This is a genomic window from Kribbella sp. VKM Ac-2568, from assembly GCF_004345365.1.
Lineage (GTDB): Bacteria > Actinomycetota > Actinomycetes > Propionibacteriales > Kribbellaceae > Kribbella > Kribbella orskensis.
On record NZ_SLVF01000005.1, the window covers coordinates 181,333 to 207,308 of the forward strand.

22 protein-coding genes are annotated in these 25,976 nt (G+C 69.1%); 6 read left to right on the plus strand and 16 right to left on the minus strand.

Features of this window, described 5'->3' with window-relative positions:
• Positions 1 to 15 precede the first annotated feature (15 nt).
• From EV648_RS15400 to EV648_RS15410, 3 genes are all read right to left on the minus strand, one after another.
• Entirely contained in the window at positions 16 to 879 is an 864-nt protein-coding gene (locus EV648_RS15400; RefSeq protein WP_132291086.1) for an MOSC domain-containing protein, read from the minus strand.
• Positions 880 to 968: 89 nt separating this feature from the next.
• Positions 969 to 1,778, minus strand: a complete 810-nt coding sequence (locus EV648_RS15405) for a spermidine synthase (RefSeq protein ID WP_241995210.1) — start codon at positions 1,776 to 1,778, stop codon at positions 969 to 971.
• A gap of 101 nt (positions 1,779 to 1,879) precedes the next feature.
• Positions 1,880 to 3,034, minus strand: a complete 1,155-nt coding sequence (locus EV648_RS15410) for a glycerophosphodiester phosphodiesterase (protein ID WP_132292288.1) — start codon at positions 3,032 to 3,034, stop codon at positions 1,880 to 1,882.
• A gap of 303 nt (positions 3,035 to 3,337) precedes the next feature.
• On the opposite strand from EV648_RS15410, the gene EV648_RS15415 reads away from it, so the two are divergent.
• Complete coding sequence (locus EV648_RS15415) at positions 3,338 to 4,330, plus strand: malate dehydrogenase (RefSeq protein WP_132291089.1); 993 nt, start codon at positions 3,338 to 3,340, stop codon at positions 4,328 to 4,330.
• Positions 4,331 to 4,419: 89 nt separating this feature from the next.
• On the opposite strand, the gene EV648_RS15420 is transcribed toward EV648_RS15415, so the two are convergent.
• The 3 genes from EV648_RS15420 to EV648_RS15430 are packed head-to-tail and all read right to left on the minus strand — an operon-like array spanning position 4,420 to position 6,331.
• Positions 4,420 to 4,689: a DUF3017 domain-containing protein gene (locus EV648_RS15420; protein WP_132291092.1), complete on the minus strand. Its 270-nt coding sequence runs from the start codon at positions 4,687 to 4,689 to the stop codon at positions 4,420 to 4,422.
• Positions 4,689 to 5,600, minus strand: coding sequence for a bifunctional methylenetetrahydrofolate dehydrogenase/methenyltetrahydrofolate cyclohydrolase (locus EV648_RS15425; RefSeq protein ID WP_132291095.1), 912 nt, complete (start codon positions 5,598 to 5,600; stop codon positions 4,689 to 4,691). The genes EV648_RS15420 and EV648_RS15425 overlap by 1 nt, the downstream gene beginning before the upstream one ends.
• A complete protein-coding gene (locus EV648_RS15430) occupies positions 5,597 to 6,331 on the minus strand; it encodes a bifunctional 2-polyprenyl-6-hydroxyphenol methylase/3-demethylubiquinol 3-O-methyltransferase UbiG (protein ID WP_132291098.1) in 735 nt (244 codons plus the stop codon). Before EV648_RS15430 ends, EV648_RS15425 begins: the two co-directional genes overlap by 4 nt.
• Before the next feature lie 105 nt (positions 6,332 to 6,436).
• On the opposite strand from EV648_RS15430, the gene EV648_RS15435 reads away from it, so the two are divergent.
• The 3 genes from EV648_RS15435 to EV648_RS15445 all read left to right on the plus strand — a co-directional run bounded on the left by EV648_RS15435 (position 6,437) and on the right by EV648_RS15445 (position 10,307).
• A complete protein-coding gene (locus EV648_RS15435; RefSeq protein ID WP_132291101.1) occupies positions 6,437 to 6,988 on the plus strand; it encodes a TetR/AcrR family transcriptional regulator in 552 nt (183 codons plus the stop codon).
• Between the two features lie 66 nt (positions 6,989 to 7,054).
• On the plus strand, positions 7,055 to 9,229 hold the full coding sequence (locus tag EV648_RS15440; RefSeq protein WP_132291104.1) for an MMPL family transporter: 2,175 nt from the start codon (positions 7,055 to 7,057) through the stop codon (positions 9,227 to 9,229).
• A 91-nt stretch (positions 9,230 to 9,320) separates the two neighbouring features.
• The gene (locus EV648_RS15445; RefSeq protein ID WP_132291107.1) at positions 9,321 to 10,307 is read left to right on the plus strand and encodes a pirin family protein; all 987 of its coding nucleotides are present in this window, start codon (positions 9,321 to 9,323) and stop codon (positions 10,305 to 10,307) included.
• Between the two features lie 119 nt (positions 10,308 to 10,426).
• Here the strand turns inward: EV648_RS15445 and EV648_RS15450 are convergent, their stop codons facing one another.
• From EV648_RS15450 to EV648_RS15470, 5 genes are all read right to left on the minus strand, one after another.
• Positions 10,427 to 11,914 (minus strand): peptide ligase PGM1-related protein, encoded by a 1,488-nt coding sequence (locus EV648_RS15450; protein ID WP_132291110.1) that lies wholly within the window; start codon positions 11,912 to 11,914, stop codon positions 10,427 to 10,429.
• A gap of 68 nt (positions 11,915 to 11,982) precedes the next feature.
• Positions 11,983 to 12,303, minus strand: coding sequence for a hypothetical protein (locus tag EV648_RS15455; protein WP_241995211.1), 321 nt, complete (start codon positions 12,301 to 12,303; stop codon positions 11,983 to 11,985).
• A 42-nt stretch (positions 12,304 to 12,345) separates the two neighbouring features.
• Positions 12,346 to 13,626 carry a glycoside hydrolase family 18 protein gene (locus EV648_RS15460; RefSeq protein ID WP_132291113.1) on the minus strand — a complete coding sequence of 427 codons (1,281 nt, stop codon included), beginning with the start codon at positions 13,624 to 13,626 and terminating at the stop codon, positions 12,346 to 12,348.
• Positions 13,627 to 13,716: 90 nt separating this feature from the next.
• Complete coding sequence (locus EV648_RS15465) at positions 13,717 to 15,195, minus strand: hypothetical protein (RefSeq protein WP_132291116.1); 1,479 nt, start codon at positions 15,193 to 15,195, stop codon at positions 13,717 to 13,719.
• Entirely contained in the window at positions 15,188 to 17,233 is a 2,046-nt protein-coding gene (locus EV648_RS15470) for a hypothetical protein (RefSeq protein WP_132291119.1), read from the minus strand. Before EV648_RS15470 ends, EV648_RS15465 begins: the two co-directional genes overlap by 8 nt.
• 491 nt (positions 17,234 to 17,724) lie before the next feature.
• Between EV648_RS15470 and EV648_RS15475 the strand changes: the two genes are divergently transcribed.
• Complete coding sequence (locus EV648_RS15475) at positions 17,725 to 18,780, plus strand: hypothetical protein (RefSeq protein WP_132291122.1); 1,056 nt, start codon at positions 17,725 to 17,727, stop codon at positions 18,778 to 18,780.
• Positions 18,781 to 18,824: 44 nt separating this feature from the next.
• Here EV648_RS15475 and glsA read toward each other — a convergent pair whose 3' ends face one another.
• From glsA to EV648_RS15495, 4 genes are all read right to left on the minus strand, one after another.
• A complete protein-coding gene (gene glsA / locus EV648_RS15480; RefSeq protein ID WP_132291125.1) occupies positions 18,825 to 19,814 on the minus strand; it encodes a glutaminase A in 990 nt (329 codons plus the stop codon).
• A 136-nt stretch (positions 19,815 to 19,950) separates the two neighbouring features.
• A complete protein-coding gene (gene purH / locus EV648_RS15485) occupies positions 19,951 to 21,510 on the minus strand; it encodes a bifunctional phosphoribosylaminoimidazolecarboxamide formyltransferase/IMP cyclohydrolase (protein ID WP_132291128.1) in 1,560 nt (519 codons plus the stop codon).
• Entirely contained in the window at positions 21,507 to 22,139 is a 633-nt protein-coding gene (gene purN / locus EV648_RS15490; protein WP_132291131.1) for a phosphoribosylglycinamide formyltransferase, read from the minus strand. The genes purH and purN overlap by 4 nt, the downstream gene beginning before the upstream one ends.
• Positions 22,140 to 22,242: 103 nt before the next feature.
• A complete protein-coding gene (locus tag EV648_RS15495; protein WP_132291134.1) occupies positions 22,243 to 23,487 on the minus strand; it encodes a DUF6350 family protein in 1,245 nt (414 codons plus the stop codon).
• Between the two features lie 168 nt (positions 23,488 to 23,655).
• Here EV648_RS15495 and EV648_RS15500 point away from each other — a divergent pair, with 168 nt between their 5' ends.
• A complete protein-coding gene (locus EV648_RS15500) occupies positions 23,656 to 24,984 on the plus strand; it encodes a hypothetical protein (protein ID WP_132291137.1) in 1,329 nt (442 codons plus the stop codon).
• Positions 24,985 to 25,075: 91 nt separating this feature from the next.
• Here the strand turns inward: EV648_RS15500 and sucD are convergent, their stop codons facing one another.
• A complete protein-coding gene (gene sucD, locus EV648_RS15505) occupies positions 25,076 to 25,966 on the minus strand; it encodes a succinate--CoA ligase subunit alpha (protein WP_132291140.1) in 891 nt (296 codons plus the stop codon).
• Positions 25,967 to 25,976: the final 10 nt, after the last annotated feature.

Here is a 25,976-nt window from a genome sequence, read left to right on the forward strand (position 1 = left end):
GTGGAGTCTCGAAGATTATCGGCTCGCGGGTGCGGGGTCAGGACCTTGCGGCAGCCATTCCTGCACCAAGATCTCATCGCCCACAGCGATCCGCCCCGACCTCAGCACCGCCGCCTTCATGCCGAAGCTGACGCCGCCGCCGTAGTCGGGCTGCCGCCGGTACTGCGCGAGGGTGCGCGTCGGCTCGGGTCCACTCTTCTCCCCCGTGGCCTGGTTCACCGTCGGTACTGCGCAGCGGATCGCGCGAGCGGCGTACCCGAACTCCACCTCGCCCGCGGACGCGCGCAGCACCTTGTCCTCGGTGTGCGGCTCGTTCCAGCCGGAGATGACGAGGTTCGGCCGGAAGCGGTTCATCGGGATGGGGTCGCCGCCGGTCTCCACGATCCGCTCGTTCAGGCCGTCCAGGGACGACAGGGAGGTGATCAGCAGCGCGTGCGCGTCGCCGAACCCGGTCTGCCCCTTGTGCACGCCCCAGCCGGGCCGCTCGTGCTCGGGCGTCACCCGCACCAGCCCGGCGGGCTTCCCGATCCGCTCGGAGAACCACTCGTCCGCGGCCGGGTCCTGGACCACGCCGGCGCCGAACCACTTGCCGAACAGGCTCACGTCGCGCCGCTTCCCGTCGTACGCGACTGGTACTTCGAGGTCGTCGGCACCGTTCGCGGACAGCCTGAGCGCCTCGCCGTCGCCGAGGACGGTGACACGCAGCGGGGCCATCGCGGGCACGCTGCGCTGGCTCAGGAAGGTGCCATCGGGCTCGACCAGCATGAAGCTCCGGTCGTGCAGCAGGCCGGTCGGTGTCACCTCGGCATGCTCGACGGACACCCCGGCGAGACCTTTCACCGGGTAGTAGGTCAGGGCAGCGACTCTGGCGACAGACACCCGGCAAAGCTACCCGGAGTCACCCCTGTCCCGCCCGCTCGCTGACCGAACCTGACCGCAGATTGTCCAGTTCTCCGGTCTCGAGCGCGCTATCTGCCGAACGTGCCGGACGGCGCGGCCGGGGACACGAAACCCTCGGAGTCGGTCAGCGGATTCGCCTTCCCGGCCAACTCGCCCAGCGGCATCACGTCGTACGGCGGTTGCGCGCGTCGCCCGGGCGCGACCAGATCGGGCACGGACCGCGGTGATGCCACCAGCACGACGTTGCCGAAACCCTTGCCACGCAGCACCTTGCGCTCGGCGAGCACCACGCCGTCACCGACTCCGCTCAGCATGGTCGCGGCAACCCGCCGGACGAACGCGAGCCCGGCCGACCCGTCGATCAGGTTGAGCACGATGACCCCGCCGGGACGCAGTACGCGGGTGCACTGCAGGGCGAACTCGAGCGTGACCAGGTTCGCCGGGACCGCCTCGTGCACGAAGGCGTCGACGATCACCAGGTCGACGGAGTCCTCGTAGATCTCGGCGATACCGGCCCGCCCGGTGACGCCGCGGACCTTGATCCCCGCCCGCTTCGGCAGCGGCAGGGTCTCCCGGACGAACTCGGTCAGGTCCTCGTCCGGTTCGAGCACGATCTGGCGGGACCTGGGCCGGGTGGTCGCGACGTACCGGGGCAGGGTGAGCCCGGCGCCGCCGATGTGGACCACGGAGACGGCCTGGCGTCGCGGGGCGAAGGCGTCGAGGACGTCGCCGATCCGGCGGACGTACTCGAAGGACAGGTGGGACGGGTCGGCCAGGTCGACCTGGGACTGCAGCGAGCCGTCGACACGCAGGACGAACGTGCCGTCCGCCTCGGCCTCGACCGTCGCCGTCCCGGTGGCGACCTTGCGCTCGATCATCACCTCATCTAACCAGCCCGCCGGGCGGCGCCCTTCAGACCGCGCGGACAGCGAGCGCCGCCGGTCAGATACCTCCGATAGCGGCCGCTCTCAGATTGCCGTCAGCGGGCCTCGGCCTCCGCGGCCACGACGATGTCGGTGTTGTCGGAGAACAACCCGTCGATGCCCGCCTGCCGGTACGCCGCGATCTCGCCGAACAGGTTGCCGGACTCGGCGGCGACCGTGGAGCTGCGGAAGTTCACCGGCAGGAAGCTGTTCTCCACCCGGAACGTGTACGGGTGGACCACCAGCCCGGCCCGGTGCGCGTCCCGGACGAGCGCGGTCGGCGTGCCGAGCTTGCCGGTTGCGTCGACCGGGATGACCTGGTCCTTCGACGGACCCACCCCATCGGCGTACCGGGCGACGTCGCGAAGCCCGTTGGCGCTGACGATGTCGGCGTACGTCCGCTTGTCACCACTCGCCACAAAGTCGTACGGCGCGCCGGCGGAGCTGGTCAGCTGCACCAGCGGGACCCGGAGCTGCTTGTCCAGCGTCTTGAGGTTCGCCACCTCGAAGGACTGCACGAACACCTTCGCCTCCGGCCGATTCAGGCCGTTGCGGTTCAGCGTCTTCACCAGTTCCGGCTCGAGCGCGAGGCCCTGCTGCTGGAAGTACGTCGGGTGCTTGGTCTCCGGGTAGATGCCGATCGGCCGGTCGAGCTCGCGGGACAGCCGCTTGGTCAGGTCGATCACCTCTTGCAGGGTGGGGATCTGGTAGCGCCCGTCGAACACGGTGTTGTGCTGCCGGACCGCCGGGATCCGCTCCTTCGCGCGGAGCGTCTTGAGCTCCTTCAGGGTGAAGTCCTCGGTGAACCAGCCGGTCAGCGGTGAGCCGTCCAGCACCTTGGTCTTCTTCCGGGCGGCGAACTCCGGGTGCGCGGCGACGTCCGTGGTGCCACCGATCTCCGGCTCGTGCCGGGTGACGAGCACGTGGTCCTTCGTGGTGACCAGGTCCGGCTCGATGTAGTCGGCGCCCATCCGGGCGGCCAGCTCGTACGACGCCAGCGTGTGCTCGGGCCGGTAGCCCGAGGCGCCGCGATGCCCGACGATGACGAAATCGTCGTGCTTGGCGGCGGTCCGGGAGCTCTGGGCGGAGGTCTGGGTAGCGGTCGGCTGGGCGGTGGTCTTGTCGGTCACCTGCGGCGCGAGGACCGCGGCGCCCACGGCGAGGACCGTGGCGGTGATCGGGACGAACCGGCGGGGCAGCACCGTTCGCATCATCGTGATTCTCCTTACAAGTCAGGGACTGTCCACACCCTCAGCCGGTGCGGAGACAGTCCGGCGGCGTACCGGCGTCCAGCGGGTGAACGGCGGGCGGGAGGCCGGTGGTGGGTGAGCCTCAGGCGGGTGAACGGACCGGACGGGAGGCCGGTGGTGGACGGGGTGGGCGGCGGGTGAACGGATCGGGCGGGAGGTCGGTGGGCTGGTGGTGCGGATCACCTGCCCCACCGTCGCTCAGCGGCACGGGACTTGCTAGCGTCCGAAGGAAGTCCGTCGATGAAACCTCTTGAGGAGCGTGTCGTGAGCACTACACCCGTGAAGGTCGCCGTCACCGGCGCCGCCGGCCAGATCGGCTACAGCCTGCTGTTCCGCATCGCGAGCGGTGCGTTGCTCGGCCCGGACACGCCCGTGGAGCTCCGGCTGCTGGAGATCACCCCGGCCCTGAAGGCGCTCGAGGGTGTCGTGATGGAGCTCGACGACTGCGCGTTCCCGACCCTGGCCGGGGTGGAGATCGGCGACGACCCGAACACCATCTTCGACGGCGCGAACGTGGCCCTGCTGGTCGGCGCCCGCCCCCGGACCAAGGGGATGGAGCGCGGCGACCTGCTGGAGGCGAACGGCGCGATCTTCACCGTCCAGGGCAAGGCGCTGAACGACCACGCGGCGGACGACATCCGGATCACCGTGACCGGCAACCCGGCCAACACCAACGCACTGATCGCCCGCAGCAACGCCCCGGACATCCCGGCCGAGCGGTTCTCGGCGCTGACCCGGCTGGACCACAACCGCGCGCTGGCCCAGCTCGCGAAGAAGACCGGCACCCACGTGACCGACCTCAAGAAGCTGACGATCTGGGGCAACCACAGCGCCACGCAGTACCCCGACATCTTCCACGCGGAGGTGGCCGGCAAGAACGCCGCCGAGGTCGTCAACGACCAGAACTGGCTGGAGAACGACTTCATCCCGACCGTGCAGAAGCGTGGCGCGGCGATCATCGAGGCCCGCGGCGCCTCCTCTGCCGCGTCTGCCGCGGCGGCGACCGTCGACCACGCGCGCGACTGGCTGCGCGGCTCGGCCGACGGCGACTGGCTGTCGATGGCGGTCGTCTCCGACGGCTCGTACGGCGTCCCGGAAGGGCTGATCTCCTCGTTCCCGGTGACCACCAAGGACGGGAACTACGAGATCGTCCAGGGCCTGGAGATCAACGACTTCTCCCGCGCCCGGATCGACGCCAGCACCCAGGAGCTCGGCGAGGAGCGCGACGCGGTCCAGGCGCTCGGCCTGCTCGGCTGACCCGGTACCCAAAGGAACCCCCGGGGATCTCCCCGGGGGTTTTCTGCTGCGTTGGGCGCCTCAGCAGGTGGTTGCTTAAGGCAATGGCGTCAGTTGGGGACGATCAGGCCGAGCAGGAGGATCGCGGCGCCCACGCCCAGCAGGAGCAAGGTGTCGAACATACGGCTGCGAACGTGCAGGAGACCGGCCGCGTTGTCGCTGAGGCCGGCCCGGAGCAGCGCGGCGAGCAGCACCCCGCCGGAGAAGATCAGTACTCCGTTGCGCCAGTCGTAGAAGGTGAGGATCACCAGGCCGACGGCGCACACCGCCACCGACAACGCCAGCGGCCACTCACCGCGCCGCTCGGCCTCGCCCGCCATCACCCGGCCTGGTCGGACTGAGCCACCGCGGACTGAGCCGCCGCGGACCGAGCAGCCGCGGACCGAGCAGCTTCGGCGGCCTCGACCACGTTGGTCAGCAGCATCGCCCGGGTCATCGGGCCGATCCCGCCCGGCATCGGCGCGATCCAGCTCGCCACCTCGCGGGCCGCGGCCTCGATGTCGCCGACGGTCTTGCCCTCCGCGCTGCGGCTGATGCCGACGTCCAGCAGCACCGCGCCCGGCTTCACCATGTCGGCCGTGATCAGCCCCGCCGATCCGGCCGCCGCGATCACGATGTCACCGGTACGAACCACCGCGGCCAGGTCCCTGGTGCCGGTGTGGCACTGGGTCACGGTCGCGTTCTCGGACCGCCGGGTGAAGAGCAGCCCCATCGGGCGTCCTGCGGTGACACCCCGGCCGATGACGACCACATGCGCCCCGGCGATCGGTACGTCGTACCGGCGGAGGAGCTCCACGCAGCCCTTGGGGGTGCACGGCAGCGGGCCGTCCTGGCCGAGCACCAGCTTGCCGAGGCTGACCGGATGCAGGCCGTCGGCGTCCTTGGCCGGGTCGATCAGGCCGAGGATCTCGTTGGTGTCGACGTGCTTCGGCAGCGGCAGCTGGACGATGAAGCCGGTGCACGCCGGGTTCTCGTTGAGCTCGACGACCTTGGCCGCGATCTCGTCCTGGGTGGCCTCGGCCGGCAGCTCGACCTCGATCGAGGCGATCCCGACGGCCGCGCAGTCGCGGTGCTTGCCGGCCACATACGCCCGGCTGCCCGGGTCATCGCCGACCAGGATGGTGCCCAGCCCGGGCACGACGCCCTGCTCGGCCAGTTTCGCCACCCGGACCGCGAGCTCGCTCTTGATCGCCGCCGCGGTCGCCTTGCCATCCAGAATCTGCGCCGTCACGAGGAAAGAGTCTGCCATGCGCCGACCGGCCGTCGGGCACGTACCACCAGCGAGATGCCCGGCAACCCGCTCACCGGCAGATACCGCTCGCCGGCGATCACCGCACTGAGGAACATGTTCACGGCCGACGACATCTCGCTCAGATCACTGCCGGTACTGCGCTTGCGGCGCCAGGCGGCGATCGGCCGGAGCAACACGTTCCAGGACCGGATGTCCTCGATCTCCAGGCCGGCCGACTGGAGCAGCCGCACCAGCTCATCACGGTCGTAGCGGCGCACGTGGTCGACCGCCACGTCATGCGCGCTCCACAGCTTCATGTCGCACGGCACGGCGATCAGCGCGACGCCGCCGGGACGGAGGATCCGGAAGATCTCGGCGGCGGCGAGACCGTCGTCCGTCAGGTGCTCGAGAATGTCGTAGGCGACCACCAGGCCATGGGACTGGTCGGCCAGCGGCAGGCACCTGGCGTCGGCCCGGATCACGGGGATGCCGCGCTCATGGGCGACCTGTGCGCCCTCCTCGCCGTACTCCAGCGCGGTCGCGGACCACCCGTGGGCGCGCAGCACCCGCGTGTTACCCCCACCCGCGGCGCCGATGTCGAGTGCCTGGGACTGCCCGTCGCCCTCGGCGGCCATCGCCCTGAGCTGACGGGCGAGCAGCGCCCGGCGTTCGCGATACCACCAGTGCTTGTCCTCGACCGCGACCAGCTTGCGTATCTCAGTCCCTTCCACAGGGCGAACGCTACCGTCTCCGGCGTTCAACTCTTGCACGTGAGGTGAAGCACAGTCCTGACCGATCGGTTGATTCCTGGCCGATCGGTCAGGAATATGGACGTCATGGCGACCACCACACCTGTCCGGGAGCGCACCCGGCGCGAGATCGTGCAGCAGGCGATGGTGCTGTTCCAGAGCAAGGGCTACAGCGCGACCTCCCTGCAGGACATCGCGACCGCCGCCGGCTGTTCCAAGGCCACCGTGCTCTATCACTTCAACGGCAAGCCCGCGGTGCTGTCCGCAGTACTGGAGCCGTCGCGAGCCGCTCTGGCCGAGTTGAACGCGGCGGCCGCCGAGCTGCCTCCGGCGGAGGCCCAGGCGCTGGCGATCACCCGGTTCGTCGAGCTCGCGGTCGAGTTCCGGGGTGTGGTCAACGTGCTCCAGGACGTGCTGCCGACGATCGACGAGATGCCCGAGTTCACCGACCTGATCGCGGCCGGCCTGCGGCTCACCGGGTTCCTGGCCGGCAGCGACGACCCGCTCGAGCGGGCCCTGGCCGAGTTCGCCATCAACGGGCTGCTCGGCGAGTGCCGGCACGCGGGTGAGCGCACCGACGCCGAACTGCACACGCTCTGCGACACGGCCTTGCGCCGAATACTGCGGCTGCCCGACTGAGCCTGCCGTCCCCGCCCCGCGACTCCTGCTGTTTCCCGCCCGCACCAGCGAACGGACGCACTTCTGATGGCCAATCTCCTGTACCGGCTCGGCCGGTTCTCCTACCAGCGCCGGCGGCTCGTGGCCGCGATCTGGACGTTCGTGCTCGTGCTGCTGGGAGTCGGCGCGCTGACGCTCGGCGGCCAGACGGCGAACACCTTCTCGATCCCCGGCACCGAGTCGCAGCGGGCACTGGACGCGCTGGCCAAGGATCTGCCCGCCGCCAGTGGCGCTTCGGCGACCGTGGTGGTGAAAGCACCGGCCGGGAAGACACTGGCAGACCCCACCGTCAAGGCCGCGGTCGGCACGACCGTTGCCAAGGTCAACCAGTTACCAGAGGTGGTCGGCGCGGTCGATCCCTTCACCAGCAAGGCGATCAGCCCGGACGGCGCGACCGGCCTGATCAGCGTCCAGTTCGCCAAGCCGGCCGATGAGCTGGCGAAGACGAGCACCGAGGCGTACGACCACGTGAAGGCGCTGAGCACCGGCGATCTGCAGGTGGTTCCGGGCGGCCAGGTCGTCGGCGGGCCGCCGGAGATCGGCTCCACCGAGGTGATCGGCGTCGCGATCGCGGCCGTCGTGCTGGTGGTGACCTTCGGCTCGCTGGTCGCCGCGGGGATGACGTTGCTGACCGCGCTGATCGGCGTACTCGCGGGCATGGCCGGGTTGTTCCTGGTCACCTCGGTGGTGGACGTCTCCTCGACGGCGCCGATCCTGGCGTTGATGCTCGGGCTCGCGGTCGGGATCGACTACGCGCTGTTCATCAGTTCCCGGCACCGCACCCAACTGGCCGCCGGGATGGATGAAGAGGAATCGGTCGCGCGAGCCACGGCGACCGCCGGTTCGGCCGTGTTGTTCGCCGGCGCCACCGTGGTGATCGCCCTTGCCGGGCTGAGCCTGGTGGGCGTCCCGTTCCTCACGGCGATGGGACTTGCCGCCGCCGCGACGGTGCTGACCGCAGTACTGGTGGCGTTGACGTTGTTGCCCGCGATGCTCGGGTTCGTCGGCCGGCGGGTGCTGCCGCGGAAGATCCGGAAGACCGCGGCGACGCCTGCCACCGAGGGGTTCGGGTTCCGGTGGGCTCGGCTGGTGACACGCTTCCGTATCCTGATCGTTGCCGTCGGCATCATCGGACTGGGCGTGCTGTCGATTCCCACGCAGGACATGCGGCTGGCTCTTCCGGACGGGGCATCCGCTGCCGCCGGGACGAACCAGCGGGTGGCGTACGACCTGGCGGCGGCCGCTTTCGGTCCGGGGTCCAACGGTCCGCTGGTAGTCGTGGTGAAGAGCGACAGTGCGGCGACAGCCGGCGGACTGGTCGAGCAGGTGATGGCCAAGAGCAAGGGCCTCAAGGATGTCGTGGCGGTGACGCCCGGGCCGGGCAGCACCGACGGATCCACCCGTCTGGTCAGCGTGATCCCTGCGAGCGGTCCCGCGTCGGAGCAGACAGCTGACCTGGTGAAGGATCTGCGGACCGCCGTCCATCCGCTGGCTTCGGGCGACGCCTCGATCTCGATCACCGGTAACACCGCAGTCGGCGTCGACGTGTCGAACAAGCTGACCTCAGCGCTACCGACGTACCTGCTGGTCGTGATCGGGTTGTCGTTCCTGCTGTTGCTGCTGGCGTTCCGGTCGGTGCTGGTCCCGCTGAAGGCGACCCTCGGGTTCCTGCTCACCATCGGCGCGACCTTCGGCATCACCGTCGGCGTGTTCCAGAAGGGCTGGGGCGCTTCACTGCTCGGCGTGGACTCGCCCGGCCCGCTGGTCAGCTTCCTGCCGATCATCATGTTGGGCGTGCTGTTCGGCCTGGCGATGGACTATGAGGTGTTCATCGTGTCCCGGGTCCGCGAGGAGTTCGTGCACGGCAAGCACGCCACCGAGGCGACGATCGCCGGGGTCGGACACGGCGCCCGGGTGGTGACGGCCGCCGCGCTGATCATGGCCGCGGTGTTCGCCGGCTTCATCCTGGTCGACGACCCGATCATCAAGACGATCGGCTTCGGCCTGACCATCGGCGTACTGATCGACGCCTTCGTGGTCCGGATGACGCTCGTCCCGGCCGTACTCACCCTGCTCGGCGACCGCGCCTGGTTCTTCCCCAAGTGGCTCGACCGGATCACCCCCAAGGTCGACATCGAGGGCGAGAACCTGCGCACCAGCACCCCGAAGCCCGCCGACAAGGACCTCGTCAGCGTCGACTGACTCCTCACGCTCTGGGCGGAATGCCCGAGGGGTTGTCACGGTTGGAGCGGTTAGTTTATTCTTTAACTACCTACGAGCGAGGAGACCCGCCATGCCCGCCGTGACCGTCAGCGACATCACTGTGCTGCCCCGCGTCCACCAGCCCGACCCGGCCGTCGCGAACGAGCGCGCGGTCCGGTCGGTGACGTCCGCGCCCAGCGGCTTCGAGGGTGAGGGCTTCCCGGTACGCCGCGCCTTCGCCGGCGTGGACATGCGGGACCTGGACCCGTTCATCCACATGGACCAGATGGGCGAGGTGGAGTACGCGCCGGGCGAGCCGAAGGGCACCCCGTGGCACCCGCACCGCGGCTTCGAGACCGTCACCTACATGCTCGACGGGATCATGGAGCACCAGGACTCCCAGGGCGGCGGCGGTGTCATCTCCAACGGCGACACCCAGTGGATGACGGCCGGCAGCGGCCTGCTCCACATCGAGACCCCGCCGGAGCACCTGGTGCTCAGCGGCGGCCTCTTCCACGGCATCCAGCTCTGGGTGAACCTGCCGAAGGCGCAGAAGTGGGCCGCCCCGAGGTACCAGGACATCCGTGGCGGTGACTCCGCCCTGCTGTCCACCCCGGACGGCGGCGCGCTGATCCGCGTGATCGCGGGCTCGGTCGACGGCCACGACGGCCCGGGATCGACCCACACCCCGATCACCCTGGTGCACGCCACGGTCAGCCCGGGCGCCGAGCTGGTGCTGCCCTGGCAGCCCGACTACAACGCGCTCGTCTACGTCCTGGCCGGTCAGGGCACGGTCGGCGCCGAGCACCGGCCGATCCGCAAGGGTCAGCTCGCGGTCTTCGGCCCCGGCGACACGATCCGTACGGCGGCCGCGTCGTCCCAGCCGCAGGCGGAGCCGAACCTGGACGTGCTCGTCCTCGGCGGCCGCCCGATCCGCGAGCCGATCGCGATGGCCGGCCCGTTCGTGATGAACACCCGCGCCGAGGTGGTCCAGGCCTTCGAGGACTTCCAGGCCGGCAAGCTCGGCTCCATCCCCGCGGTCCACGGCGCCCCGACCGAACTCCGCGAGTCCAACTGACCTTCTTGCGTTGCGTCCGAAGAACCTGAGGCCCTGACCCAAGGTTCTTCGGACGCAAACGCCTTCGGCCTCCTCCAGCAGCCGGCAAGACCGGGCAGGACCCGGGTGGCCTCCCCTGGTCAGACCGGCAGGCTCCGGCGATCAGGGGAACTGACGGACAGACCGGAGATCGCCCTCTCGGTCTCTTCGTACATCGCCTGGGCGTCGTCGTGCGTCAGACCGATCGCGGTGAGCCCGACGCGCCCATCGACCGCCAAGCAGGACAGCATGTGGAGGACGACGCCGGTCTTCCTGTAACGGTCGAACTGAAGACCCGCCTCGGCGACCGCACGGATCACGTCCGCAGGTGGCAGACCGAGCCAGGCCGGGTCGACCAGGTTGTCAGTCGCGACGTAGCACCGGGACGACCCGTCGGCCGTGCACCAGGTCCCGGCACCCGGGTCGTAGCGCCCAGGGACGAGGTTCCGCAGCGCGGCGTACGGGTGGGTCGTCCCGCCCTTGCGTAGGTTGATCTCCAGCGCGTACAGGTCCCACTGGTCGGCGGCATCCCGTACGGCGAAGAAGTCCACGCTCAGCCGGCCGACGACACCGCGAGGCGCGAGCAATCGGCCGACTGCCTCCGCGTACGTCGCCAGCGTCGCCGCGTAGGCCGCATCGGCCGGGAAATGGCAGCCCCGGTAGATCTGATGGCTGGTCCCGCCGAGCACCTGTTCGTGCGTGGCCAGGACGGTCACCTCGCCATCAGGGGAGATGTCGAGCTGGACACTAGGGCTGGTGGCGTGTGCACCGGTGACGAGCTCCTCGACGACACTGCCGTGAGCAAGATCCGCGAGGTACCAGGCCGGCATCGCCTCGAGCTGTGAGCGGATCGCCGCGTCGGGCAGCCGCCGGCCTGCGAGGTCGCGCAACTGGACGACCTGATTGCCGTCGCCCGCGCCGCTGTCGTCGTGCTTGACGACGACCCCCTGGGCCGCGGGCCGCTCGAGCTGGACGGCGGCGATCGCGGCACACACCTCGTCAACGCTCCGCACGTCCTCGCAGCCGACCGGCGTCGGCACGCGTGCAGTCTGGAACAGCCGCCGGCCCGCGCCTTTGAAGCCGAGCGGCCACAGTTCGGGCGCCGTCCCGTTGATCGGGGCATCCAGGCGCACAGCGATCTCGACCTCGTGCTGAGTGACGTTCCACGGTTCGATGAAGGCCGGCCGCCCCCCGATCATCGCCCGGAGGCGACGGATCAGATCCGGCCGATCCAGGAGCTTCTCCGCGACCGAACGGGCACTGGGGTCATCGACTGTGACGATCCGCAGGCGGGAGCGAGCGTCGGCCCTGCGCCCTTCCGGCGCCAGCGAGACGTAGTAGTCGAGCACTTCATCGGAAGGCAGCTCGGAGCAGATGAAGATCATCTCGCACCGCTCGATCCGCGGCAGCATCAGCGAAGCCAGCAGGTACCGGTGCTCGAGTGCCGGGATCCGCGTCGCGTAGTGCGACAACATCGATTCGCTGAGGCTGAACGACGGGAGCGCAACGAGTACGTGAGGTGATCCCCCGGGATGGTTCATCGACCACACTGGCCCGAGCTCGCCTTGCAGGTCGGAGAAGTCCCTCATACACCACTCCCGCCTCAGGCCATCAGAATACGCCTGGAGCTGTCGTCTGCCTGGCCACCCTGCCCCCGTCAGTACGCTCCGGAGTTGTCCAGGTCGATGTAGTGCGCGATGCGAGGATCCTCGGGGTCGGCGCCGTAGGTCTCGGCGAAGTGGTGGGCCGCGGGCGGTCCGCCGTACTGCGGGTTGCCGCGGTCAACAATTCGCGGACACGGAAACCCGGTGGCCCCGAGCCACGCCAACCGGTCCGCTTCATCGTCGACCCGGAACCAGCTTGTGGTAAAGGATCTCGGCACCGTTGCCCAGCCGCACCACTGCCGCACCCGATAGCCCAAGTGGATCGGTTCACCCCAACGAGCGTTGAACCGATCCACTACCGCGTCCACGTCCATCCCCGAACCGTACGCGGGCCGGACTGGCCGGCGGCCTGAGCGTCAGCGCAGGTTGCGGTGGAGGGCGGTGATCAGCTCCCCGGTGTCGGTGTCGCCGTCGAGGGACCAGATCATCGCGCCGCCCAGGTTCCGCTTCGAGATGTACTGCGCTTTGCGCTTCATCTCGGTCGGGTCGTCCCAGGTCCAGAAGGTGGTTCCGTCGAACAGCCAGGCGAAACCGGCCTTGTTGTCGCGGTGGACAGTGAAGTCGGCCAGCTTCGGCTTCAGCCGCCGGTAGTCCTCGTTGCCCGCCTCGTACGTCGCGGGCGCGGGGCCGGTGGCCGGCTGGAAGAGCCCGTCGTTCTGGTTCGTCACACCCGTCCAGCCGCGGCTGTAGAACGGCACTCCCATCACCAGCTTGTCCAGCGGCGCGCCCCGGGACAGGTAGGCGTCGATCGTCACCTGCGAGCTGAACTCCTCCGTCGACGGGTCACCCTTCGGCCCGTCGATCGCGGATTGCTGGTTCGTGATCGGGTCCCAGGAGCCGTGGTAGTCGTACCCCTGGGTGGTGCCGAAGGTCAGGTCGCGGAACAGCTTCTTGACCTCGAACCCGTTGTCCACCTGCTCCGGCGCGGCCGGGAGGAACGCCGTCAGGTTGTACCGTCCGCTGAACGGCCAGGAGGCCCTGTCGAGCTGCTTGCGGTACTCGTGCACCAGGGCGGTGAAGTTCTGCTTGTCCTCCGGACGGATCACGTTGCCCGGGTTGCCCTCACTGCCTGGCCACTCCCAGTCCAGGTCGATCCCGTCGAAGACGCCCTTGGCGGCACCGGACGGCGCCCCGGGCAGGTTGCCCTTCAGCCACATGTCGAGGCAGGACTTCACGTGCGCGGCCCGGCTGGCCGGAGTGAGTGCGGCATCCGAGAAGTACTTCGAACCCGTCCAGCCGCCGAGCGAGATGCTGACCCGGAGCTTCGGGAACTTCTGCTTCAACTGCCTGAGCTGGTTCAGGTTGCCGGCCAGCGCCTGGCCCGGCTCGTCCGCCTTGCCGCTGACGCTCTGCTCAGCCGTGAAGGGCCGCTGGTAGTCGGCCCACGGATCGCTGCTCACGCAGTTGCCCTGCTCGTCCAGGAACCCGAACGCGTAGTTGATCTGGGTGAGTTTGCCGGCCGTGCCGTTCTTGACCAGGTCGCTGACCAGGAAGTCCCGGTCGTAACCGCTCCACTGGGTGTAGTACCCGACGACGCGCTTCTGACTGTGAGCCTCGGCGGGCAGCGCGCTCAGCCCCAGCGGGACCGCGACCGCGGCTGCGACCAGCAGCGCAAGACTCCGACGTTTCACCGACATGCTTCTCCCCAACGGGCGGTGTGAGGGACAGGGTTGGCTCACCCTAGGTCCGCCTCACCGACTTACGCAATGTCTCTAACGAAAGCAATTTCAGACGACTCCGGTCGACTTGACGCGGCCGAGCCAGCGTTCTCGCCAGGCCACCTTGAGGCCGACGGATCGGCCGTCCGGGTCCTGGGTCGTTCGCTTCCACTCGACCTCGGCCTGGGTCGCGCGGCAGAGCACGCTCAGCTTGTCGGGGAGATCGTCTTCGGCTATGCCCGAGACCAGCCGCACCGACACCTTGGCGGAGCAGATCCGGCCGTCCCCTGTCATTCGCGAGCGGCAGTAGTCGAGCTGGGCGTCGCTGACGATGTCGGAGCGCAGTAGTTCGAGGATCACGTCGTCGATGACTGTCAGCGACTCGTGCTTGCTGACCGGGGCGTGCCACTGCAGCCACAGCGGATGAGCCTTGTACTCCGTGTCGGCCTGCCAGGGAACCGGCCCGGTGAGGCAGACCTGGTAGTCGACCGCCCGGGGGACGGTCAACGGCTCGCCCGAATAGCCGCACAGGGCCGCCAGCCAATTGACACCCTCCACGGCCGACTGGACCCGCTGGTCCTCCATCGGAGGCCGGGGAGTGCTGCCCGGCGGCACCGCCACGACGAGGTTGATGAAGGCCAACTCCTGCAGGGATGCCACCGTGACAGCGAGTACGCCGACGCCGCTGTTCGCCAACGCCTCCAGCACCGAGGCCGACGAACCCACCCGCGCCGGACCCACGAACGTCACCAGCATCGCCTGGCCGGGATCACCCGGCGCCGCTTCCACCTCGCCGCGCTTCTCGGCGTACCGGTCGGGTGCGAACTGGACGGCCTGCTTCCACTCGCCCCGGACCCGTCCCAGCCGGCGGTCGCCCAGGTGCAGTTGGAGTCCGTACTCCCGGGCGATCCGGACCGTGTCGCCGATCAGCGCCAACCGTCCCTCGCTGTTGTCGCCGTCCACCCCGACCGACAGTCTGATCGCGGCTCCGCGCGCTATCTTCGGTGGTTCGCCGGACTGGTTCTCCGGCCAATTCGCCCAGTTCCGGAATGGCGCCACCGGCGACTGCAGCAGGAGGATCGGCGACCTGGTTTCGTCGGACGCCGCGCCCGCCGCCAGCTCGGCCATGATTCTGGTCATCAGCAGTGAATCCGTGTGGTCGAGCTGCCACGGTTTCTCCCCCACCGATAGCAGTAGTTCGTGGTCCCGCGAGGAGTCGTAGAGAAAGCGCGGATTGAGCGAAGCCGTTCCCTGATAGGAGAATCCACCCGCACAAGGACGCGCGTCCAGCGAGCCGAGACCGGCCATCGTGCTGGCGGGCGATTCGGCGAATCCCGTGTGCACCCGGAACCCGGCCGACGGCAGATCGAAGACGAGGGTCTCGCGGCAGATGCCGGCCCAGTCGGACTCGGAGGGCATGGCCAGCGGCGTGGTCAGATGCTCGCGAGTGCGGTGCACCACCTCGAACGCGACCGCGGGGCCGCCGAAACTCGCCGCCTGTGCGAGGACCGTCGCCAACTCGGCCGGCCGCTGCCCCGCCCTAGACATGGCTGCTCCGTCCCACCGTCGAGAACTCCGCCGCTGTCCTGCGCTTGGGTCTGGGCTTTCGACGGATGTCCGCGATCAGCCAGCGCGGTACCGCCTCCTTGTTCGGGACCCGGGACCGTCGTTTGTAAGCCTTGATGCCCCCGTCCAGCAGCACGAACGCGACGATCAGAGCCAGCAGGATCAGCGAGATCACCAAGGGGAACGCGAGGTCGTCGTTTCTCCGCGTGGCGACACACAGAGCCAGCCCGGTCGCGACCGAGACCGCTGCGTACGCCACGTACCGCGAGAACAGCCGCAGCCGTCCGAGCACCGTCTGGTGGGACGGGATGTCGAGCCGGGACAACAGCAGACCGGGAACGAGTAGGAGGATCGTCACCAATGCATCCGCGGTCGAGATCGGCCCGGAAGGCGACACGCCGCCCTGCGCAGTACCGGCCGCAGTGGCCGGCGTGCCTTTCGGACCGTCGACCAGGGCGTGCGCCAGGTCGGACGGCCCGATCTCGAGGAACGTCGCCAGGGCAACCACCAGCGCGACGACGGCGAACAGCAGCCGGCCGACACTGGCGGCCAGCGATGGAGGATCGTCGACGAACGCCGCATAGACAGTCGCTTTGACGGGTTCCGCCGACAGTTGGCTCGGACCGAAGCTCCGCCGGCTCCAGTGCGTGTGGCCGGCGTTCTCCCGGGGGTCGTTGTCGACGTGGATGTCCAGGTGCAGCTCGGCCGTTCCGATCTGTTCCGCCCAGTTCGTCAGGATCTCCGGGGTCAGCTTCGTGGTCAGCTCCCGCAGGTCGTCGGTGGTCTCCGACAGCTCGGACAGCTGCCACAACCGTTCCAGCGTTCGCCCCGGCGTCCCCAGGTCATGGCAGAGCTTCTTCGCATCCGGCGGCTTCTTCGCAGGGCTGCGGAACTTGGGCAGCCGGTGTGTAAAGGTCCGATAGCAGGCTCTGACGTACCCGTGGTACGCCGCCAGGTCGCCGTGCCGCCGACGTCCGAGCTCGGCCGCCCGGGAGACGATGGCCTGGAGCTCGAGCTCGAGCACATTTGGAGCCGTGGCTGCCAGAGTCTCGTACTGGTCGGCCAGCGCGTGCATGTCCCCGATCAGCAGCCGTACCGCGTAGGCGTCGTTGTCGCTGGTCATCAGCAGCCGCCGGACCCGCAACTCCTCCGGCACCTCGACCGTCGCGTGGTACGAGTTCACCGCACGGGGAATGACGGTCTCGTACGTCACCGTGAACTCATGCTCCAGCGAAGCCCAGGACGGCGGACGCCAGCGCCGCTTGGCGAAACGCGACCCCTGGGTGTCACTCTCCAACGCGGGCAGCACCGGCGCGTCGTACCGCAGTACTGCGTGATCCTGCGACGCGTCGACCTCGACGACCAGCAGGTGCTCCGACGAGACCATCTCGAGCAGGCTCAGGAACGGGTTGTCGGGGGCGGCGAACAGGATGTCGACGGCCTCGTGCGCGGTCTGCCGGATCTGCACAGAGCGGGTCACACCGGGGTCCGACACCGACTGGTGGCGAACGGCCGGCTGACTGCCGTTCTCGATCAGGTTCGTCAGGGCGGCCTCGATCAGCCAGCTCGACCGGTAGAGGGTGTGCCGGAGTCTCTGCAGTTCATGGCCGGGCCGGTGCGCGTCCGGGTTCGAGTCCAGCCAGATCATGAACGCGCGGCGCAGCCCTTGCCCGAGCGCCCGGACCGTCGCGCGATGGGTGATCGTGGTCAGCATCGCACCGGCCGAGTCCTTCACCTGAATCGGAGCGAGGTCGGTCCGGGCCGTCCGGCCGAGCGGCAACCAGATCGACTTCGGCTTCGCAGCCGTGTCATGCGGCGAAGCCCGCAAGGCTTTGCGCTGGGCATCGGTCAACCTGGCGAGGTTGATGTCGACAGCAACCGAACGAGTCATATGGGTCGAGTCGACGAGATGCAGCGACTCGGACAGCCGATCAACATGATCGAGCCGGAGCGCGAGCGCCAGCAGATTCAGCCCGAGCGCCTCCCGGTACGGATCGGAAGCCGGCGGAGAACTGGGCACCGGCGTCCGCCAGATGGCCTCATGCAAAATACTTCGCTGCCCATTCCGCCCCTGATCCCCCACCGCCATAACCCCGACCCCCATCCCCGTTGCCCGTTCACTCCCCAGGTCAGGGTAGAAGCAGAATGCCGTAGAACAAACAGCTCACCGTGTTTCCGCAATTTCCGCAAAGCGTCGACAGCATTCCCAGGCGGCATTTCCCAGATTTCCCGCGCGCCGGCCGGCAATTGCATCGCCCGGACGGCGAGGCGTCGGTGGCGGTGACTTCGGGCTGGTGACGGAGGAACGGCGTGCAGCCCTTCCGCCCCGCCGTACCAGCATCCTGCGGCTCAGATCTTCGCCGGAAATTCGGCGAGGGCGTCGAGGATCTCGTCGGCGGTCTCGGTTTCCGGTGGATGATCCCGAATATCGTCCCGAAAGGGTGAGTCCGAGGGACGCGGAAAGTGCGATCCTCCGTCCTGGAGCACCATCGACAGCGAGGAGCCACCACGATGACGGTTGACACCAACGTGGTCTACGTCGGGGTTTACGACGAGGTCGCGGACGCGGAGACCGACTACGACCTGGTCACGGAGCCGCACAGCCAGGCCGGGTTGCTCGACGTCCACATCATGTTGCCCCGGGCAACGGCTGCGCCTGCTGCGCAGGGCGGCCGAAACCGATGGTGGTCGAAAGGACCGGAAATGATGACCAGGAGAGCCGGATCCGACAGAGGCACATTGCTGCCGCTGGTGATGCGAGCAGTTGGCCTGGCTGTGGTGGCGCTGCTCTTCAGTGCCTGCGGGGACAACGGCTCGGCTGACCGCCCGACGGCGTCGGCGTCGCGAGTGCCGAGCTCGCTACCCAGCCCGACGGCGGAGCGAAGCCCCACCACCCGGTCGCCGGTCCGCACGGAGGCCCCTTCGCCGACGCGGACGGCGCCGGAACCAAGCCCCACCCGGGCATCGGAACGCACGGAGGCCGCCTCGCCGATCACGTCCGAGCCGGAACCAAGCCCCACCCAGTCATCGGAACGCGAGGAGACCGCCCCGCCGACCACGGCTCCCACGTCTGCCGCGTCGCCGGAGACCTCGGCGTCGGTCGAGCCCTCGTCGGCCGAGTCGTCCGGTGCGCCTTCGTGGCTGTGGTGGCTGCTGGCTGCGGTGGTGCTCGCGGTCGTCGTGGCCGTTCCGCTCGTTGTCAGGGCGCGTCGTCGCGGGGCCTGGCGGGCTGACCTGGCGTCGGCCGAGGACGAGATGGCCTGGTTTGCCCGCGTGCTGGTCGCGGAGTTGCGCCAGATGGGTTCGCTCGCGGAGGCCGCCGGCGGCTGGAACATCGCGGAGAGTCGGGTCACAGCGGTCGAGGACCGGCTGACCGCTCTGGAGGCTTCGGCTCCGGACGAGGCCGCCCGGACGCGGACGCGCGCCCTGCGAGACGCCGTACGATCAGCCCGGGGACACATGCAGGAGCTGCTGGAATCCGGCAGCCCGGACACGATGACACGGGACCTGGACGCGATTGCCGCCGAACTCGAGGCTGCCCTGGCGTCAGTGGACCCACTGGCCTGACCGCGACGGGGTGACCGACGAGGGAGCCATGCTCGCGTCGCTTGTCAGTCGGGCTCCGACACGAACAGGTCGAGGCCGAGTTGGCGGGAGAGGAAGGCTGCGGCGAGCTGCCCCTTCACACTGTTGCCGGCCGCATCGAGCCGCGGCGCGAAGGTCCCCAGCCCACCCTTGCCGGGTGACACCATGACGATTCCGCCCCCGATGCCACTCTTGCCCGGCAACCCGATGGTGTACAGCCACTCGCCGGAGGTTTCGTACAGCCCGGACGTCGCCATCACGACGAGGGCGCACCGGCAGCTCACCTGATCCACGACCTTCTCACCTGTCAAGGGATTCACACCCCCGGCCGCGAGCGTCGCTGCCATCACCGCGAGGTCGCGAGCGCTGACCCGCAGGCAACTCTGCCTGGTGTACAGGTCGACCGTCGCTTCCGAGTCGGTTGCCAGCCTGCCGTAGCCGCGCAACAGGTCACCGATGGCGCGATTGACCGAGTTGGTCGCCGAGGCCGACGCGAAGATCTCCTCGTCGAGCGACAGCGCCCGGCCCGCAAAGCGCGACAAACCCTCCTGCAGGAACCGCCACTTCTCTTCGAGGTCGTTTCCGGGCGCCATGCTCGCTGTCGCGATCGCCCCCGGATTCACCATCGGGTTGGTCCTGCCGTCAGGCCGGTCCTCGATCGCGGAAACGGAGTTGAACTTCTTGCCCGTCGCGTTGACACCGACAAACCGTGCGACCGTGTCAGGACCGTGCATCGCACACATCAGCGCGAACACGAACGGTTTCGCGACGCTCATGATCGAGAACTCGACATCCGCATCGCCCGCTATTGCCGTGAGACCCCGGGTATTAGCGACACAGATACCGAACTTGTCAGGATCGACCGCCGCGAGCGACGGATACACCCGTGACAGCTCCCCGTCGGCGTCAGCTCGGAAGCGCTCATAAGCGTCGTTCACAATGAGCTGCACACGGTCGGCGGGTGGGAGGTTACCGGTCGAAACGTAAGGTGCCTTCGCTGCCGGGTCCGTTGTCATGGACTGCGCTCTCCATTCGCACGCTGACTGTCAGCAAGTGTCGGCGGCAGGAGGAGCGCGGCCATCACCCCAGACGGATGATTCCGTCCAGGGCCTGCGGTTTCCGCGGCACGACCGGTTGGTCGTCACGGGTGTGCTAGTGGAAGAAGTGGCGGGTGTTGGTGAAGTACATCGTGATGCCGGCCTTGGTGGCGGCTTCGATGGCCTGGTCGTCCCGGATGGAGCCGCCTGGTTGGACGACTGCCTTGACGCCGGCCTCGATGAGCACCTCGAGACCGTCCGGGAACGGGAAGAAGGCGTCCGAAGCAGCCGCGGACCCCGGAGCACGATCGCCGGCTCGGGAGACTGCGAGGCGGCAGGAGTCGACGCGGTTGACCTGGCCCATGCCGACGCCGACCGAGGCGCCGTCGGAGGCGAGGAGGATCGCGTTGGACTTGACCGCGCGGCAGGCCTTCCAGGCGAAGGTCAGATCAGCCAGCACCTCTGCGGAAGCAGCCGGGCCTGCGGCGAGCTGCCAGGCGGACGGGTCGTCACCGGGCGCCTGGAAGCGGTCGGCGTGCTGCATCAGAAGACCGCCGCTGATCGCGCGGGTCTCGACGGCATCGCCCCGCGACAGCGGCTCCGCCACCAGCAGGCGGATGTTCTTCTTGCCCTGCAGGATCTCGACCGCGCCGTCCTCGAAGGCCGGGGCGACGAGCACCTCGGTGAAGATCTCCGCGACCTGCTTGGCCATCTCCACCGAGACGGGCGCGTTGGTGGCGATCACACCGCCGTACGCCGAGACCGGGTCGCACTCGTGGGCGCGGCGGTGGGCTTCGGCGATGTCCTTGCCGACGGCGATGCCGCACGGGTTCGCGTGCTTGATGATCGCGACGGCCGGCTCGCTGAAGTCGTAGGCCGTACGCCGGGCCGCGTCCGCGTCGACGTAGTTGTTGTACGACATCTCCTTGCCGTGCAGCTGCTCCGCGGAGGCGAGACCACCCCGGCCGTTCACGTACAACGCGGCCGGCTGGTGCGGGTTCTCGCCGTACCGGAGAACCGCCGACTTCTCCCAGGTCGCACCGGCCCACGCGGGGAACCCGGTGCCTTCGCTGGTGTCGGTGAGCACGCTGCCCATCCAGGAGGCGACGGCCACGTCGTACGACGCGGTGTGCACGAACGCCTCGGCGGCCAGGCGCTGCCGCTGCTCCAGGGAGAACCCACCCTCGGCCAGCGCGGCCAGGATCTCGTCGTAGCGCGACGGCGAGACCACCACGGCGACGTTCGCGTGGTTCTTCGCGGCGCCTCGGACCATCGACGGACCGCCGATGTCGATCTGCTCGATGCACTCGTCGGTCGAGGCGCCGGACGCGACGGTCTCGGTGAACGGGTACAGGTTGCTCACCAGCAGGTCGAACGGCTCGACCCGCATCTCGGCGAGCTGCTCCACGTGCGTCGGCTGCCGGACGTCCGCGAGCAGGCCCGCGTGCACCTTCGGGTGCAGCGTCTTGACCCGCCCGTCCAGGCACTCGGGGAACCCGGTCAGCTCCTCCACCTTGGTCACCGGTACGCCGGCCGCGGCGATCCGGGCGGCGGTGGAACCGGTCGACACCAGTTGGACCCCGGCGTCGGACAGCGCCTTCGCGAGCTCCTCCAAGCCGGTCTTGTCGTAGACGCTGATCAGCGCCCGGCGGATCGGCCTGCGGTCGGTGCTCACTTCGTTCTGACCTTTCGTCCGGTGATGGTCCAGCCGTCGCGGACCAGCCGGCCGACCCATTCCACCAACTGGCGGCGCTCGACCTCCTTGATCCGCTCCGTCAGGGTTTCTTCGGTGTCGTCGTCCTCGACCGGCACGACGACCTGGCCGATGATCGGCCCGGTGTCCACCCCGCCGTCGACGAAGAACAGGGTCGCGCCGGCCACCTTGACGCCGTACTCGAGCGCGTCGCGCGGTCCGTGGATGCCGGGGAAGGCCGGCAGCAGCGCGTTGTGGGTGTTGATGTAGCGGTCCCCGAAGCTGGTCAGGAAGTCGTCGCCGACGAGCTTGAGGAACCCGGCCGAGATGACCAGATCGGGCTTGTACTCCGCGACGGACGCGGTCAGCGCGCGATCCCAGTCGGCCCGCTCGGTGTGGTCCTTGACCTTGTGCACGAAGGTCGGCACACCTGCGGCGTCGGCACGGTCCAGCCCGGCGATGCCCTCGCGATCCGCGCCGACGGCGACCACCTGGGCGCCGTACGCCGGGTCGGTACAGGCGTCGAGCAGGGCCTGCAGGTTCGAGCCCGAACCGGAGATGAGCACGACGAGACGCGCGGGCTCAGGAGAGGGCGCAACCGGGTCTGTCACGCCGCAAACCCTATCGCCCGACCCCCGTCCGACCCGCATCCGGGCAGCGAGCGCCCAACCGCCCCGCAGCTCAGCGGCCGCTCAGCCGTGGTTCAGCCGCGATTCAAACGGTTGCTTGCGGCCGCCGAGCGGCCACGATGCCCGCGGTGATCGCGGCGCCGATCGCCATCCCGGCCCCCAGTACTCCGGCCGCCGGCAGCGCCGCGGGAATCCCGACCTCGGCCATCCGGCCCGGCCCCGCAGAACCGCCCGACAGCACCATCAGCACGAGCAGCCCAACCGCGGCAAGCAGAGCGGCGATACACCCACGCAGAGCGAAGGCATCCCAGCCCAGCGCCTCCGAGTCCTCCGCCGCCAACCCCCGCCGAGCCACGACCAGCCCAGCGACCGCCCCAGCCACGAGCGGAACCAGAGCCGTCAGCACCAGCAGGTACGTCGGTGTGGCCCCGTCCTCCGGTGCTCCGGCCAGCAGCGGCAGCGCTGGGAGGCTCCCCACGTCCACCCCGGTCGGGGCGATCGTGGTCCCCACGCCCAACTGGAACCCCGGGCCGGCGAGGAACCCCACGACGTACAGGATCACGTTCGGCAACAACATCAGGCAGATCGCGAAGAGCACCACGGATCCGACCGCGCCGGCGTCGAGCAACTCCAGCATCGAGGTGACCCGGGAGAAGTGCACGGCCAGCACCACGGCGTACAGGAGGCTCGCGATGGCGAAGACGGTGAGCGCGGCGGCCAAGGCGGCGGGGATCGCGTCGCGGAGGCCCTGCGGCGTCGCGTCGGCGATATCCGCGGCAGCACCGGACTCCACCAGGATCCCGGCGGCACCGGCGATCAGCGCCAGCGAGGCAGCACCGAGGAAGGCCGACATCGGCGAGACCTTCACCGAGCCGTCCGAGGTGAGCAGCGCGATGATCAGTGCGCCCAACCCGTAGGTCACGGCGAACACCGCGGAGGCGATGGCCAGGTCTTTGGGCTCGTCGGCGGCACTGACCCGAGCAGTGAACTTGCCACCGCGATACAGACACCAGGCGAGGAACAGCGTCAGCCCCAGCGGCGCGACGGTGAGCGACGCGTCACCCAGAGTCGCGCTGGTCTTGTGCGCGACCAGCCAGACGGTGGCGCCGGCCCGGACCGCGCCGGACGCACCACCGAAGGCCGCGGCCAGCCAGCCGACCACTGCGACGGCCGCACAGGCCAGCAGGCCGGTGAGCAGGCAGGCGCCCGCGCCGATCACGGCCGAGACGATCACCGGCTTCGTCGGGGTGCCGGCGTCGGACTGGGCGGGTCCGGGCGCCTGGTGGGGTCCGCCGTCACGGGCGCCCGGACGGCTCAGCATGTCGGTCATCTCGCTCCATCGTCGCTCGCTGCCGGGGGACTGCTCGTTCTGACACGCCGGATATGGAAGACTTCGGCCCGGCTTGCTCTCTGTGTCCTTGTGTGTCGTACCTCGCGGTGGATCAGGGCGGACCACCGGGTACCGTCGGGTGGAATCAGTCTGGAGGTCAAGAGTTAGATGACCGGTTCCCACCGCGCCCCGCGGGGCGGCAGTCGTGCCGCCGCCCGGGAGGCGCGTCGCCAGCAGGCGCGGCGCAGGAACCAGTTGATCGGCGCGGGAGTAGCCGTGCTGGTCCTGGTCGGCGGCGGTGGCATCGCCGCCGTGAACGCCTTCGGCGGCGACGGCTCCGCCGGCGAGGCCAAGTCGAGCGGCGGCGACGACAAGTCGGGCGGCGCCTCGAAGATGTTGTCCGACGCCAAGGTCCTGCTCGACGGGCCGGCCGCCAAGCCGCTGTCCGCGACCGGCGTCTGGACGGTCGCCGGCACGGCCGACGGCAGCAGCGCGCCTGACCGTTCCTTCGTCTGCCAGTCGCAGCGGTTCGCGGATCCGGCCGGTATCCGGACGTGGGTGCGCAACTTCAAGAACGCCACCACCAAGGACACCGCGGTTCAGTACCTCGAGGTCTCCAACGACGCGGCCGCCGCCGGCAAGGCCTACACCACGATCCTCGGCTGGCTCAGCCAGTGCGCGACCCCGCAGTACCGGCTGATCTCCAGCTACAGCACCACCGGGCTCGGCGACAAGGGCGTCGTCGCGGTGTTCGGACAGCCCGGCGAGAAGATCAACAAGTACCGGACGGTCAGCGTGTCCACCGCCGGGCAGACGACGATGGTGATGGAGCACGACAGCACCGGCAAGGTGGCCCCGAAGCCGTACGGCGTGATGGGTGCCGCGAGCGCCGGGCTGAAGCGGATCTGCGCCGAGGCCGAGTGCACCACGGGCACCCCGGCCGCCAGGGTCGCTCTGCTCCCCACCTCCGAGCCGGCCGGCTTCATGGCCCCGATCGACCTGCCGATCCTGGACAGCATCGACACCCCCTGGGTCAGCGCCGCCAGCACCACCCGGAACGGCACCGGCTGCGAGAAGATCGACCTGAAGAAGGCCAGGGCGGCGAAGTACAAGTCGCAGACGTACGTCGCGCCGGACGCCAAGGTGCCGACCGAGTTCGGCCTGGACACGATGGTCGCGAAGTTCGCCACCCCGGTCGCGACGAGCACCTTCGTCACCGGGATCCGCAAGAACGTGGACAACTGCAAGAAGACCACCTCCAACGCGACCGTGAAGGCGACCGGCACACTGGCGCTGCCCAGCATCAAGGGCGAGAGCTGGCGGGCCTCCTACGACACCGGTGGCGGCAAGATCTTCACCTACCGGATCGGCATTGCGGCCACGGGGGACCGCGCCGTCTACATCCTCTACCCGGTGCTGAAGAACCTCGACATCAGCGACACCGCGTTCAACGAGGTGCTGGTCCGCGCCGCCGAACGCTCCGCCACCTTCAAGTAGCCCCTGTACTCCGGGCGCCGGAGTACAGGGGAACGAAGTGGCCCCCGGGGATCCCGGGGGCCGTTCGTGCGTGCTGGGTGTGCTGTTTGTGTTACTTGGTCAGCGACAGCATGATCTCGCGCATCAGGTTGGCGGTCTCGGTCGGAGTCTTGCCGACCTTGACGCCGACGGCCTCGAGGGCCTCCTGCTTGGCGGCCGCGGTGCCCGAGGAGCCGGACACGATGGCGCCGGCGTGGCCCATCGTCTTGCCCTCGGGGGCGGTGAAGCCGGCCACGTAGCCGACGACCGGCTTGGTGACGTTGTCCTTGATGAACGCCGCCGCCCGCTCCTCGGCGTCGCCGCCGATCTCGCCGATCATCACGATCGCGTCGGTGTCCGGGTCGTCCTGGAACGCCTGCAGCGCGTCGATGTGCGTCGTCCCGATGATCGGGTCGCCGCCGATGCCGATCGCGCTGGAGAAGCCGATGTCGCTCAGCTCGTACATCATCTGGTAGGTCAGCGTGCCCGACTTCGACACCAGGCCGATCCGGCCGGCGCCGGCGATGTTCGCCGGGATGATGCCGGCGTTGGCCTCGCCGGGGGTGATGATGCCCGGGCAGTTCGGCCCGATGATCCGGGTGGTGCCGGAGGCCTGCGCGTGCGCGAAGAACGCGGCGGTGTCGTGCACCGGCACGCCCTCGGTGATCACCACGACGAGCGGGATGCCCGCGTCGATCGCCTCGATCACGGCGCCCTTGGTGAACTTCGGCGGCACGAAGACGACCGACACGTCGGCGCCGGTCTCCTTGACGGCCTCGTCGACCGAGCCGAAGACCGGCACCGCCTGGCCGTTGAAGTCGACCGACTGGCCGCCCTTGCCCGGGGTCACGCCACCGACGATGTTGGTGCCGGAGGCAAGCATCCGGGTGGTGTGCTTGGTGCCCTCCGAGCCGGTCATACCCTGGACGATGACCTTGCTGTCCTTGGTCAGGAAGATAGACATTTCAGCGATC